The following is a 13,115-nucleotide window of genomic DNA, read 5'->3' as shown; positions in this document are numbered from 1 at the left end:
ATCAAATGTGGGAGGGGCGGCGCGACGATTCGACTTGCTCCCGATGGCATTGTGCCTGCCAACAAATGCTTCGACTGTTACACCGGCATCGGGAGCAAGTCGAATCGTCGCGCCGCCCCTCCCACATGGGGATTGTGGTGTTGGTTATTGCGCGGCAGGCAACAGGAACCGCGCAATCACGGGCAAGTGGTTGGAGATCCGCAACGTATCTTCCTGCCGCACTTTGGCTTCCACCCGCTTGATCCGCGAGCTATAGAACAGATAATCCACCGTACGATCCGGGCCATCAATGCTCGGGTCATTCGGGAAATGCGTCAGCCATTTCTCACGGTTTATCCCGCTGGATTCGCTGTTACTCGGGATCATCGGGTATTTATCCCACAACAGATGCAACTCGCTGTCCGGTGAATACCGGCCGCGCTTGTCGGCATCCAGGCGCAGGAATTGCCCCAGCGGCAGCAAGTTGAAATCCCCGCCAATCAGCCAGGGCGTGCCACGGCCTTCGAACTTATCGAGCAATTTCACGGTTGCCTTCACTTGTTCCTGCACCGCACTGCGTCCCGGCGCGTCGTCATCCAGGCGGGTATTGAGCACGGCCAGTTGGCCGCCGTCGCTCAGCGGCAGGTAGGTCAGCAGCAAGGCAGGCTTGGGCTGGAACTGGCGGCTGATGAAGTTGGCCGGGGACGCGGGCAGTTGCAGGCGTTCGGCGTGTTCGATCTGGTAGCGGCTGAGGGTCGCCAGTTTGCGGCCGACGCTGCCGAAGATATGCAGGTTGGGGATAAAGTCGGCTTTCCAGTCGAAGGCCTGGGTGCTGCAGGGGTAGAGGTCGGCCAGGCGCTCTTGCAGCAGCGCCAACTGGTCCTGGTAGTGGGAAGGCTTGGCGCCTTCGTCGAGTTCCTGCAATAGCAGGATGTCGGGCTGTTCGTCGCGAATCACCCGTGCCACTTCGTCCAGGCTTACGGCCATGTCTTCGACGGTGGGGCGGTCGTCCGGGCCGCTGCCGTCGGCGGTGTCGTACCAGAACACGTAGTTCTTGCCGGCCAGGTACTGCACGTTCCAGGTCATCACCTTGAGCGCCTGCCCCGGCAGCAGCGTCGGCGCACGGGGCGCGACGCAGCTCACGGGGAGGGTCTGTTTGTCGTCAGGGCGCCAGGTGAGGCTGTAGATCAGGGCCGTCAGCAGGCCTGCAATGATCAGCAGGCCCAACAGGGTGATGCGCAATAAACGGGTCATCGGCTCGGCTTATGGCGTTTCAGGAGTGGCACGGAGCATATCACCGTGCGTCGGCATCGCCACCGATCAACATGAATAAACGGAACAGCACCACGCTGGTAAACAGCTGCAGGAAACTGTGCGCGCTGTCGATCAACAGCCCCAGCATCGGAGCGGGATCGGGATACGCCGCCACGCTGGCGCCCTTGAGCAGCCACAGCGGGGTCATCACGCACAGCAGGCACACCAGGATTCGCCAGAAATGCCCACGGGTCAGGCGCAAACTTTCCTTCATCGCCTGCAGTGCCGGCAGGCCGCGCAATACCAAAAGGTATTCGGCAAACGCCAGCACCACCATCAGCCACAGGCCCGGCAGGAAATACAGTGACAGCCCGAGCAAGATCAGCAGGGTGCTCATGGCCGTCAGCAAGGCGAAACGCGGCCACAAGGCGAGGGCCATGGCCCACACATCCTTGGTGCTCGGCGACTCGCCACGGGTGCGGGCGTCGAGAAACAGGATCAGCGCCCCGGTGTACAGCGGGTACACCAACAACCCCACCACCACGCTGTAGCCGGGGAACGCCTCCGGGCCCAGCGTGTGGTCGAGCACCTGTTGCAGCAGGGCTTCGAGGATCACCAATGGCAAGCACAGCTGAACGATGGCGCCCAGGTTGTGCCGGGTAAAACGGAAAGAGTCGCGCAGTACGTCTAACGGATTCATCAGAGTCATCACAGGCCGAAAAAAGCAGGGGCACACTTTAACCGATAGGTACCGGGAGCAAGCAAACGTAAACCTTGAGTAAAGACCATTGAAACAACCGGTAACACCCCCATAACTAGCACTCACCGGCCTGATCACAGGCCGGGCCCTGATTTCTACCGGCAATCTAACGAGGTCGCCATGAACAGCGAAGAGCAAACCCTGATCGATGGACTGTTTTCACGGTTGCAACAAGCCGAAACGGACTCAGCCCCCCGCGACGCGCAAGCAGAAGCGCAGATCAAGGAGCACATGACGCGCCAACCGGCCGCCGGCTACTACATGACCCAGTCGATCCTGGTGCAGGAACACGCGCTCAAGAGTCTCGACGCGCAGAACAAACAGCAGGCGCAACAGATCCAGCAATTGCAGGACGAGCTGCAACGGGCCAAGTCCACACAGCCGGCCGCCGCGCCGAGCAGCGGTGGTTTCCTGTCGAGTATCTTCGGCGGCAGTTCCCGTGACACGCCAGCGGCACAGAGCGCACCGCCTGCTTCCGGCGGTGGCTGGCGCGAACCGGCTCGGCCTTCTTTTGGCCAGCCTGCGCCGCAGCAGAACTATGCTGCGCCGCAGCAGAATTACCAACAGCCGCAACAACCGGCCGCCACCCCCGTCGGTAGTGGCTTCCTCGGTGGCGCCCTGAAAACCGCCGCGGGTGTGGCCGGTGGCGTGATGCTGGCGCAAGGCATCAGCAGCCTGTTCAATCACAATTCGCAACAGCCGCAGGTGGTGGAAGAAATCGTCCGTGAAGAGCCGGCGCCTGCCAGTGACAATGGCAACGTGGGCAATGATGACCAGAAGTTTGCCGGCAATGACAACTGGGGCAGCAACAGCTCGGACAGCTTCGCGGATAACAACGATTATTCCGACGATTCCTCCTCCTTTGGCGACGACGATTCCTTCGTCTGACCCACACTCACCGGGGCGCTTCGTCGCCCCGGGCTGATTTTTCTCGGAAACTTCTGCATGGCTGGCATACTGGCGCCTTTGCGGACCCTCGCGTTCGGGGTCCAGGCGACAGTCATGGGGAAGTGCGGTGAAGAAAATTGCAGTGTTCGCCGATGTACAAAACCTCTACTACACCGTGCGCCAGGCGTATGGCTGTCACTTCAACTATGCCGCCCTGTGGGCTGACATCAGCTCGCGCGGGCAGATCGTCGAGGCGTACGCCTATGCCATCGACCGTGGCGACAGCAAGCAGCAGCAATTCCAGCAGATCCTGCGCAACCTCGGTTTTACCGTGAAGCTCAAGCCGTACATCCAGCGCAGCGACGGCTCGGCCAAGGGCGACTGGGACGTGGGCATCACCATCGACATCATGGACGCCGCCGACCACGTCGACGAAATCGTGCTGGCCTCCGGCGACGGTGATTTTGACATGCTGCTCGACCGCATTATCCACAAGCATGGCGTCGAAGCCGTGGCCTACGGCGTGCCGGGGCTGACGGCCAATTCATTGATACGCGCTGCCAGCCGCTACGTGCCGATCGAAGGCGCGCTGCTGCTCAAATAAGCGCTGCGGCTCATTAAATTGTTAGATGGAGTTGGAACAGGTTTGGAACGTATAGCGGTCATCGACTTTGAAACCACCGGCATCACCCCGAGCAACCACTGCCGGGCCACGGAAATCGCTGTGGTCATCCTCGAACGTGGCCAGATCGTGGACCGCTACCAGAGCCTGATGAACGCAGGCGTGCGCGTGCCGGGGTTTATCGAGCAACTCACCGGCATCAGCAACGCCATGCTGCGCACCGCGCCGCCAGCCGAGCGCGTGATGAATGAGGTCAACGAATTTGTCGGCACCACACCGCTGATGGCGCACAACGCCGCGTTCGACCAGAAGTTCTGGGACTACGAGCTGGGCCTGATCCGCCGCACCCGCCTGCAAAAATTCGCCTGCTCCCTGCTGCTGGCCCGCCGTCTGATGCCGGCCGCGCCGAACCACAAACTCGGCACCCTCAACAGCTACGCCCAACTGCCCCACACCGGCAAGGCTCACCGGGCGATGGCGGATGCGGAGATGGCCGCCAACCTCACGGCGCACCTGGCTCAGGAACTGCGGCGTACCCACGGGTTGCGCGAACTGTCGCATGACCTGTTGTGCACCTTGCAGAAAGTACCGGCGGCGAAGATCAATGAGCATTTGAAGAAGCATCGCGGGTTCTGAAACCGACACAACGTCCTGTTCAGAGTGAATACCGTGTGGCGAGCGGGGTTGTTGTGGCGAGCGGGCTTGCCCCGCGTTGGGCTGCGAAGCGGCCCCCAAACCTGACACCGAGTTTTAACTGAAAGAACGCGGCGGTTGATCGTTCCCACGCTCTGCGTGGGAACGCCTCCTGTGACGCTCCGCGTCACGATGTCAAGAGCGGACGCAGAGCGTCCAGGGCGGCATTCCCACGCAGAGCGTAGGAACGATCTTCACCGACACAACGTCCTGTTCAGAGTGAATACCGTGTGGCGAGCGGGCTTGTTGTGGCGAGCGGGCTTGCCCCGCGTTGGGCTGCGAAGCGGCCCCCAAACCTGGCACCGAGTTTTAACTGAAAGAACGCGGCGGTTGATCGTTCCCACGCTCTGTGTGGGAACGACTCCTGTGACGCTCCGCGTCACGACGTCAAGAGCGGACGCAGAGCGTCCAGGGCGGCATTCCCACGCAGAGCGTAGGAACGATCTTCACCGACACAACGTCCTGTTCAGAGTGAATACCGTGTGGCGAGCGGGCTTGTTGTGGCGAGCGGGCTTGCCGCGTTGGGCTGCGAAGCGGCCCCCAAACCTGACACCGAGTTTTAACTGAAAGAACGCGGCGGTTGATCGTTCCCACGCTCCGCGTGGGAACGCCTCCTGTGACGCTCCGCGTCACGACGTCAAGAGCGGACGCAGAGCGTCCAGGGCGGCATTCCCACGCAGAGCGTGGGAACGATCTTCACCGACACAACGTCCTGTTCAGAGTGAATACCGTGTGGCGAGCGGGCTTGTTGTGGCGAGCGGGCTTGCCCCGCGTTGGGCTGCGAAGCGGCCCCAAAATCTGACACTGAGTTTTAACTGAAAGAACGCGGCGGTCTTACTGGGGCTGCTGCGCAGCCCAACGCGGGGCAAGCCCGCTCGCCACGACAAGCCTGCTCATCACAACAGGCCTGTTCATCACAACAAGCTTGTTCATCGCAGAAACGCGTTCATCACGCTATCGGGGCTTCACACACTCCAGCGCCCGATCCACCACCCCCTTCGCCATCTCCACCAAATGCATCACCGCCCGCTGTTGCGCCTTCATCGCCTCGCCAGGCGCATGCGCAGTCTCCACCGCGCAATGCAGCAAATCCGCCGCATGGGCGAGGGCATCTTCGAAGCTCAGGTTGTCATTCAGAATGAAGTTGGGCGCATCCGGGGCGGAGGCTTTGAGGTAGTGGGCGATGGCTCGACGGGTGAGCAGGGCGTCTTCGCTGAGGAAGTTTGCGTTGGAGCGAGGTGGATCGGGGGTGATTTTGACCATGGTGGAACTCCTTTGGGATAAGAAGCCATCATCGTTCGCTTGCACGCAAATGAAGGTGGCAGCTGTACGCAGGTGTGCAAGACCGGGGCAAAGGAAAACCCGGCAGACCCGAAGGTCTCCAGCGCACAGCCGCCATAACAGATAAACGCTGGTCGTTAAAAACCGGGCGTTGGAATGTCGGGAGCGTGTGCACCTTTGCCAGTCGGACTTGCACGTCCGGTCACCGAACATTCGATGACTGAGCGAGACTAGCTACCTGATCCGACGGAAACAAGGCCGTGGGATTCTCTAGGAAACGTCCCGCAAATGAAAGGGATCGGTCTTGCTGGCCATTGAAACACCAGGCTTCGGAGAGGCCTTTTCGCGGGTTATCACGGCGGTCAGTAGGTTAAGTCCGATGACCGTATCGGACTCTTCTGGCTTCCCTTTCGCTAAAGGGGGGACGTGCGCCAGGCATTTACTATCCCGCCTGTTATTAACGGAAAGGGAGTTGGCCTTAAGAGAGCCGAGATCAGCGAAAAGGTCATACAGATGTTCGTCGATACCATCGGCTTCATCGACCGAAGCCAGGTGACGGAGCAAACGGACTTCATCCATGACTTTAAGATCATTAATGACGACTTGACCTGCTTCATCATGCAGATCAAGTGGCAGTTCAATCTGCGTGCGACTCAGGAAGACTGGGACTGCATCACCACCATCAAGCAAATTGTCGACTTGATTGTTCAGCGCTCATCCCCGCAGTGAAGCCACTGTGCGCTGCGCCACCTGTAGGCGATGGCTTGCCAGCGATGGCGTCTGCCGGAACGATGCCGAAGTCAGGGAATAAACGCCATTACCGAAGCCGGTGACCCCGACCCGCCTTCAAGCCCCAACAGCCCAATCACCAACGTGACGCCTTTAGCTGGCAGCCGATCCAGGTGGGTCAAGCACTCCAGCACGATCCCGTTCCCCGCCAACACCGCGTGGTTGGTCGCAAAAGTGCTGCTCTGTCCAAAATCAACGCCGTGAGTATCAATGCCCACGCCGGCAATCTGGCGATGCTCGATCAAAAAGCCAATCGCCGCCTCGCCAATCCCGGGGAAGTGCGAGCCTTGCGCGTCTTGCGCAAAAAACGCCACAGGATCATTCCAAAGGTGTTGCCAGCCGGTGTACATCAACACCACTGAACCGGGTTCGATCTGGCCGTGTTTGCGCTCCCAATCCTCTATATCCAGCAGACCGATCTCGTAGTCCGAATGACCTTGGGTCTTGTCGCGAACATCGATAACCACAGCGGGGCGCACCAGGTCTTCAGGCGTATAGCGCTCTATCCCGATGCCATCGGTATAGAAGCTGTTCGGCGCATTCATATGGGTGGCGCTATGTTCGCCCATGCTGAAGCGACGCAGGAAATAGCCGTCTGTTTCCAGGGACGCGACCTCTTCAAACTCAACGGGGGGATCACCCGGCCAAAGCGGGATGCGCGGGTTGATCGGGTGGCTGAGGCTGATCACCTGTCGAAACTGGATCTGCTTAATTGCCATTTTTGCCATTCGCCTCCAACTGCCCCAACGGTACCCGCCGCTCTATCGCGCTCGACAAAATAATCGAGGTTTTGCTGAACCCGAACTTTGCTATCCGATTAATCAAACTCTCCAGCTCCGGCATCGAACCCACCGCCGCTTGCATGATCACGCACGGGTCGCCGGTCACCCGGTGGCATTCGGTCAATTCGGGAATTTCCGCCAGGGCGTCATAGACTTTCTGGCTGCCATGGTTGGTCAACCTCAGTTCGATCACGCACTGGATCGGCAAACCCACTTTGGACAGGTCCACCTTGGCCTGGTAGCCGGTGATCACGCCGCTGGCTTCCAGCTTGGCCACACGTTCGGCCACGGCGGGGGCGGAGAGGTTTACCTTGCGGGCGAGTTGCGCGTAGGACGCGCGGCCGTCTTCGAGCAGGGCACTGAGGAGCATGCGGTCGTATTTGTCCATGATAAGGCTCCGGTTGCGCGTGGCTTTCGAAAGCATGGGTTATAGCCTTCATAAGCATGTTTTGAAAAGTGTATGGGCGGTTTAAACAGGTTTTGTAACTTATGTTTAAGCCGCTGCTTTTCTAGAATAAGCCTCCCTTCTACTGCCATAGAGCCGCCCAATGCCTGGCCCACGTCGCTTCCCCTTACCGTTGATCGCCGCCTTTTTTGCGTTGTACGTGATCTGGGGGTCTACCTACCTGGTGATTCGTATTGGCGTGGAGTATTGGCCGCCATTGCTGTTGGCGGGGATTCGGTTTTGCACGGCGGGCGCGCTGATGTACGGCTTTTTACGTTGGCGCGGGGTGCCGGCGCCTACTTGGACGCAGTGGAAGGCCGCCGCGAAGATCGGCATTTTGCTGCTGACCTTCGGGAATGGCGCGGTGACGGTTGCCGAGCACACGGGCGTGTCGTCCGGCGTGGCCGCGCTGGCAGTGGCGACCGTGCCGCTGTTCACTTTGCTGTGTGGTTATTTCTGGGGCGCGCGTAATACCCGGCTGGAATGGGCGGGCGTGATCATGGGGATGGTCGGTATCGCCATGCTCAACATGGGCAGCACGTTGCAGTCGAGCCCGATGGGCGCTGCTTTACTGTTATTTGCTGCGGCGTCGTGGGCGTTCGGTTCGGTGTGGAGTAGGCGCCTGCCGCTGCCCCAGGGCGCGATGGCCAGTGCGGCGGAAATGCTGGTGGCCGGTGTGGCGCTGTTGATCGGCAGCGCGGTATCCGGCGAGCACCTGCAAGCCATGCCGCCGCTGGAAGGCTGGCTGGCCCTGGCATACCTGACCGTGTTCGGCTCCATCATCGCCTTCAACGCTTATATGTACCTGCTCAAGCACGTACGCCCGGCGGCCGCGACCAGCTATGCCTACGTCAACCCGGCGGTGGCGGTGTTGCTGGGGATTGTGTTTGTCGGCGAGACCATCGGCCTGGAAGAGGCGCTGGCGATGTTGGTGATCATCAGCGCGGTGCTATTGATCAGCCTGCCCCAGTGGCGCAAGCGCAAGCCGGATTTAGGGTAAACTGCCGCACATTGCGGCTTTTTTTACCCGCTCATGCGCTGCTTGTTATTTTTTCCTACGGTAAACACATGACTTTCGCCACCCTTGGCCTGATCGAACCCTTGCTGCGCGCCCTTGAGACGCTTGGCTACCAGACCCCGACGCCGGTGCAGGCGCAGGCCATTCCGGCGGTGCTGGCCGGTCGCGACCTGATGGCCGCGGCCCAGACCGGCACCGGCAAGACCGCCGGTTTCGCCTTGCCGCTCCTGCAATTGCTGACCATGGAAGGGCCGAAAGTCGCCGCCAACTCGGCGCGCGCGCTGATCCTGTGCCCGACCCGCGAGTTGGCCGAGCAGGTTCACGCCAGCGTTGCCGAATACGCCCAAAACCTGCCGCTCACCACCTACGCGGTGTACGGCGGCGTGAGCATCAACCCGCAGATGATGAAGCTGCGCAAAGGCGTTGACGTGCTGGTGGCCACGCCTGGCCGCCTGATCGACCTGTTCCGCCAGAACGCGCTGAATTTTAAACAGCTGCAGACCCTGGTGCTGGATGAAGCCGACCGCATGCTCGACCTGGGCTTTTCCGAAGAACTGGCGAACATCTACCGCATGCTGCCAAAAAAGCGCCAGACCCTGCTGTTCTCCGCGACCTTCTCCGATGAGATCCGCCTGCTGGCCGGGCAGATGCTCAACGACCCGCTGACCATCGAAGTCAGCCCGCGTAACGTCGCCGCCAACACCGTGAAGCAATGGGTGGTGCCGGTGGACAAGAAGCGCAAGGCGGAGCTGTTTGTGCACCTGATGCGCAAGGGCCGCTGGAAGCAGGTGCTGGTGTTCGCCAAGACCCGTAACGGCGTGGATGCGCTGGTGGATAAGTTGCAGGGCCTGGGCATCAATGCCGACGGCATCCATGGCGACAAACCTCAGGCGACCCGCCAACGCGCGCTGGACCGCTTCAAGTCCAGCGATGTGCAGATCCTGGTGGCCACTGATGTCGCGGCCCGAGGCCTGGATATCGAAGACCTGCCACTGGTGGTCAACTTTGACCTGCCGATCGTGGCTGAGGACTACATCCATCGCATTGGCCGTACCGGGCGTGCGGGCAACACCGGTGAGGCGATTTCCCTGGTGTGTGCCGATGAAGTGAACATGCTGTCGGCCATTGAGATGCTGACGCGTCAGACGCTGACCCGGCAGATGGAGCAGGACTTCGAACCGGAACATCGCGTGCCGGATACCGATGCCACTGGGCAGGTGGTGAAGAAGCCGAAAAAGCCGAAGAAACCCAAGGCGTCGGGTGGCGGTAAGCGCAACCTGGGCAAATGGGTGGACAGTGGGGAAGTGTCGCCGGCGGAGCCGTCGATCAAGCCGGTGCGCAAAGTGCCTGTTTTCAACACGGGGCCGCGCAAGAAGAAGTAAGGTTTCGGTGCTGCTGAAGGCCTCATCGGGAGCAAGCCCCCTCCCACATTTTTGATCTGTGAATACATTCAAAATGTGGGAGGAGGCTTGCTCCCGATAGCATTCTTGAGAGCGTCATCGCCGGCACGCCGGGCTTCTAAAGGTTAGTCGGCCTTGGTGTTTAACCATTCAAGAACGCCTCGCCCAGCCGCTCGCCCACTGGCAAAACACCCGGTCAGCAAATACCCACCGGTCGGCGCCTCCCAATCCAGCATCTCCCCCGCACAAAACACCCCCGGCAACTGGTTGATCATCAGCCGCTCATCCAGCGCTTCAAACGGCACACCGCCCGCCGTACTGATCGCCTCATCCATCGGCCGGGTTTTCACCAGCGTCAGCGGCAACGCCTTGATATCCACCGCCAACTGCGCCGGATCGTTGAAGTGCTCAGCCGGCGCCAACTCGCGCAACAGCGCCGCCTTGACCCCGTCCAAGCCCAACTGACTGTGCAAATGCTTGCTCATCGAGCGCGAGCCACGCGGCTTGGCCAATGCCGCCTGAACCTTGTCCAGCGGCTTGCTCGGCAGCAGGTCGATGTGCACGGTGGCCGAGCCATCACGGTTGATCGCTTCACGAATCGGCGCCGACAGTGCGTAGATCAAACTGCCCTCGATGCCGGTCGCGGTGACCACACACTCACCCAGCCGAGGCTTGTCATCCGCCAACCCGATGGCGACGTTTTTCAACGGCGAACCGGCGAATTTGCTGACCATTAATTCACTCCAGGCCGACACCTCGAAGCCACAATTGCTCGGTTGCAGGCGCACGTAGGGCACGCCTTTATCTTCCAGCAACTTGAGCCAGGCGCCGTCAGACCCCAGGCGCGACCAACTGCCGCCGCCAAGGGCCAGCAGCACCGCATCGCTGTGGACAACTTTTTCGCCCTCAGGGCTGTGGATAACCAGGCCACCGTCGGCATTCCACCCCAGCCAACGATGGCGAGTGTGGATAACCACGCCCTGGTCCCGCAGGCGCTTGAGCCAGGCACGCAGCAGCGGGGCGGCTTTCATGTCGGTAGGAAACACCCGGCCGGAGGTGCCGACAAAGGTTTCGATGCCCAGGCCATGTATCCATTCGCACAGTGCCTCGGCACCAAACGCCCGCAGCAATGGCGCTATGTGCGGCGCACGCTCGGCGTAGCGCGACAGGAACGCCGGGTAAGCCTCTGAGTGGGTGATGTTCATGCCGCCCACGCCCGCCAGCAGGAATTTGCGCCCCACCGAGGGCATGCCGTCATACAGGTCAACCCGCACGCCCGCCTGGCTCAGGACTTCAGCGGCCATCAGCCCGGCAGGGCCGCCGCCGATAATAGTGACGTGATGAGAAGGGGTCTGAGGCATGGGCAGGGCTGCGGTCGCTTGAATAGGCCGAGCATTCTACCCGACGGCGGCGTGGCTGCCTGATCAAAAAACGTACATCTTCCTACAGCCCATACGGCGACTGGCTTTCAGACGCTTACACTCAAGTTATCCACAGGCCGTTCCACAGGCATTGTGGGTAACGTCCACACGTCAATGACAACCTGATGACGTCCACACCCGTTGTGCGCTGTGGTGCAGGATGCCGTGACGGCGGGCCAGGGCAGCACGGTCTTTGCTGTAGCCGCCGCCGATCACGCCCATTACCGGAATGTCGCGGCCCAGGCAGTGGCGCATCACACTTTCATCACGGGCGGCGACGCCTTCGTCCGTCAGCTTGAGATAACCGAGCGCGTCATCCTTGTGCACATCCACGCCGGCGTCGTACAGCACCAGGTCGGGCTGGTAGAGCGGCAGCAAGTAGTTGAGGGCGTCGTCGACCACCTTGAGGTAGTCGGCATCGCCCATGCCCATCGGCAATGGGATATCCCAGTCGCTCTGGGCCTTGCGTGCCGGGAAGTTCTTTTCGCAGTGCAGCGACACGGTGATGGCGTCCGGCGTGTCATGGAGGATGCGTGCGGTGCCGTCGCCCTGGTGCACGTCGCAGTCGAAGATCAGCACACGGTTGACCCGCCCGCTGGCCAGCAGGTAATGGCTGATCACCGCCAGGTCGTTGAAAATGCAAAAGCCCGCCGGGTAGTCGTAGTGGGCGTGATGGGTACCGCCGGCCAGGTGGCAGGCCAGGCCGTGTTCGAGGGCCTGCTCGGCCGCCAGGATTGAGCCGCCGACCGCTCGCACGGTGCGCCGGGCCAGCGCTTCACTCCAGGGCAGGCCGAGGCGCCGTTGGTCTTCGCGGGACAACTCGCCGCTCATGTAGCGTTCGATATACCCAGGTTCATGGGCCAGGGCCAGAATCTCCGGGGGGCACAACTGCGGGCGCAGTAATTGGCTGTCTTGGGTCAGTCCGGTGGACACCAAGTGGTCACGCAACAGGCGGAACTTGTCCATGGGGAAACGGTGGTCCGCCGGGAACTCGGGGCTGTAGTCGTCGTGGTAGATCAATGGCAAAGGCATGGGATTTTCTGACGGGGATCTGCGAAGGATCTTACCAGCGCTGTACACTCACGCACATGGCAAGGGAGGGGACCCATGGAGCCGATACTGGAACTGGAAAGTGCACGCTTGGTGATGCGCCAATGGAGCGATGCCGACTTGCCGGAGTTTGCGCGCATGTGCGCCGACCCACAGGTGATGCGTTATTTCCCGACCACGCTGAGTCGCCTGGAAAGCGCCGCACTGATCGGCCGGATTCGCGGCCATTTTGCCGAGTACGGTTTTGGCCTGTGGGCCTTGCAGCGCAAGGACAGCGGCGAATTTATCGGCCTGACCGGGCTGCTGAATGTCAGCTTTGAAGCGGACTTTACCCCGGCCGTGGAAATTGGCTGGCGCCTGGCCAAGGAGCACTGGGGCCTGGGTTACGCCAGCGAGGCGGCCTGGACGGCGCTGCGTTGCGGGTTCGACCGGCTGAAGCTGGATGAAGTCGTCGCCTTCACCACCGAAGCTAATCTGCAATCACAAAAAGTCATGCAGGCCATCGGTATGCATTACGATCCCCTGGCAGATTTTGAACACCCAAAGGTCGCAGCCGATGACCCGCTGCGCCATCATGTTTTGTACCGCATCACCCGCGCCCAATGGTTGGATACGCTGCACGGATAAGCAGCCCGGAATGCCCAATAGACCCCCTGTAGGAGCGAGCTTGCTCGTGAAGAACGCAAGAGCGCTGCAGTAAACCAGAAGCGCTGCGTTATCGTTAACGATCTTC

At 60.9% G+C, this 13,115-nt stretch carries 14 protein-coding genes; 7 read left to right on the top strand and 7 right to left on the bottom strand.

Features of this window, described 5'->3' with window-relative positions; genetic code table 11:
- Positions 1–144 precede the first annotated feature (144 nt).
- Both ACR52_RS12980 and ACR52_RS12975 read right to left on the bottom strand, forming a co-directional pair.
- Positions 145–1,233: an endonuclease/exonuclease/phosphatase family protein gene (locus ACR52_RS12980; protein WP_048724595.1), complete on the bottom strand. Its 1,089-nt coding sequence runs from the start codon at positions 1,231–1,233 to the stop codon at positions 145–147.
- A 40-nt stretch (positions 1,234–1,273) separates the two neighbouring features.
- Positions 1,274–1,933 carry a YciC family protein gene (locus ACR52_RS12975; protein WP_048724594.1) on the bottom strand — a complete coding sequence of 220 codons (660 nt, stop codon included), beginning with the start codon at positions 1,931–1,933 and terminating at the stop codon, positions 1,274–1,276.
- 180 nt (positions 1,934–2,113) lie between these two features.
- Between ACR52_RS12975 and ACR52_RS12970 the strand changes: the two genes are divergently transcribed.
- From ACR52_RS12970 to ACR52_RS12960, 3 genes are all read left to right on the top strand, one after another.
- Positions 2,114–2,881, top strand: coding sequence for a DUF2076 domain-containing protein (locus ACR52_RS12970; protein ID WP_048724592.1), 768 nt, complete (start codon positions 2,114–2,116; stop codon positions 2,879–2,881).
- A gap of 127 nt (positions 2,882–3,008) precedes the next feature.
- The gene (locus ACR52_RS12965) at positions 3,009–3,485 is read left to right on the top strand and encodes an NYN domain-containing protein (protein ID WP_024077544.1); all 477 of its coding nucleotides are present in this window, start codon (positions 3,009–3,011) and stop codon (positions 3,483–3,485) included.
- Positions 3,486–3,527: 42 nt separating this feature from the next.
- Positions 3,528–4,139, top strand: a complete 612-nt coding sequence (locus tag ACR52_RS12960; RefSeq protein ID WP_048724588.1) for a 3'-5' exonuclease — start codon at positions 3,528–3,530, stop codon at positions 4,137–4,139.
- Between the two features lie 1,011 nt (positions 4,140–5,150).
- Here the strand turns inward: ACR52_RS12960 and ACR52_RS12955 are convergent.
- Positions 5,151–5,459, bottom strand: coding sequence for a DUF6124 family protein (locus ACR52_RS12955; protein ID WP_048724586.1), 309 nt, complete (start codon positions 5,457–5,459; stop codon positions 5,151–5,153).
- A 531-nt stretch (positions 5,460–5,990) separates the two neighbouring features.
- On the opposite strand from ACR52_RS12955, the gene ACR52_RS12950 reads away from it, so the two are divergent.
- On the top strand, positions 5,991–6,206 hold the full coding sequence (locus ACR52_RS12950) for an acyl carrier protein (protein ID WP_048724584.1): 216 nt from the start codon (positions 5,991–5,993) through the stop codon (positions 6,204–6,206).
- A gap of 71 nt (positions 6,207–6,277) precedes the next feature.
- On the opposite strand, the gene ACR52_RS12945 is transcribed toward ACR52_RS12950, so the two are convergent.
- A complete protein-coding gene (locus ACR52_RS12945) occupies positions 6,278–6,985 on the bottom strand; it encodes a cyclase family protein (RefSeq protein WP_048724581.1) in 708 nt (235 codons plus the stop codon).
- Entirely contained in the window at positions 6,975–7,436 is a 462-nt protein-coding gene (locus ACR52_RS12940) for an Lrp/AsnC family transcriptional regulator (RefSeq protein ID WP_048724579.1), read from the bottom strand. Before ACR52_RS12940 ends, ACR52_RS12945 begins: the two co-directional genes overlap by 11 nt.
- 160 nt (positions 7,437–7,596) lie before the next feature.
- Between ACR52_RS12940 and yedA the strand changes: the two genes are divergently transcribed.
- Both yedA and ACR52_RS12930 read left to right on the top strand, forming a co-directional pair.
- Complete coding sequence (gene yedA / locus ACR52_RS12935; RefSeq protein ID WP_048724577.1) at positions 7,597–8,493, top strand: drug/metabolite exporter YedA; 897 nt, start codon at positions 7,597–7,599, stop codon at positions 8,491–8,493.
- A gap of 68 nt (positions 8,494–8,561) precedes the next feature.
- Complete coding sequence (locus tag ACR52_RS12930; RefSeq protein ID WP_048724575.1) at positions 8,562–9,893, top strand: DEAD/DEAH box helicase; 1,332 nt, start codon at positions 8,562–8,564, stop codon at positions 9,891–9,893.
- Positions 9,894–10,036: 143 nt separating this feature from the next.
- Here the strand turns inward: ACR52_RS12930 and ACR52_RS12925 are convergent, their stop codons facing one another.
- Together ACR52_RS12925 and ACR52_RS12920 are read right to left on the bottom strand one after the other, a co-directional pair.
- Positions 10,037–11,272 (bottom strand): TIGR03862 family flavoprotein, encoded by a 1,236-nt coding sequence (locus ACR52_RS12925; protein WP_048724573.1) that lies wholly within the window; start codon positions 11,270–11,272, stop codon positions 10,037–10,039.
- A gap of 171 nt (positions 11,273–11,443) precedes the next feature.
- Positions 11,444–12,364: a histone deacetylase family protein gene (locus ACR52_RS12920; RefSeq protein ID WP_048724571.1), complete on the bottom strand. Its 921-nt coding sequence runs from the start codon at positions 12,362–12,364 to the stop codon at positions 11,444–11,446.
- A 75-nt stretch (positions 12,365–12,439) separates the two neighbouring features.
- On the opposite strand from ACR52_RS12920, the gene ACR52_RS12915 reads away from it, so the two are divergent.
- Positions 12,440–13,009, top strand: coding sequence for a GNAT family N-acetyltransferase (locus tag ACR52_RS12915; RefSeq protein WP_048724569.1), 570 nt, complete (start codon positions 12,440–12,442; stop codon positions 13,007–13,009).
- The last annotated feature ends 106 nt before the right edge of the window (positions 13,010–13,115 follow it).

It is taken from the genome of Pseudomonas fildesensis (assembly GCF_001050345.1).
Taxonomy (GTDB): Bacteria; Pseudomonadota; Gammaproteobacteria; order Pseudomonadales; family Pseudomonadaceae; genus Aquipseudomonas; species Aquipseudomonas fildesensis.
The sequence above is the reverse complement of the archived record's forward strand: the minus strand, read 5'-3'. Positions and strand labels throughout refer to the sequence as shown.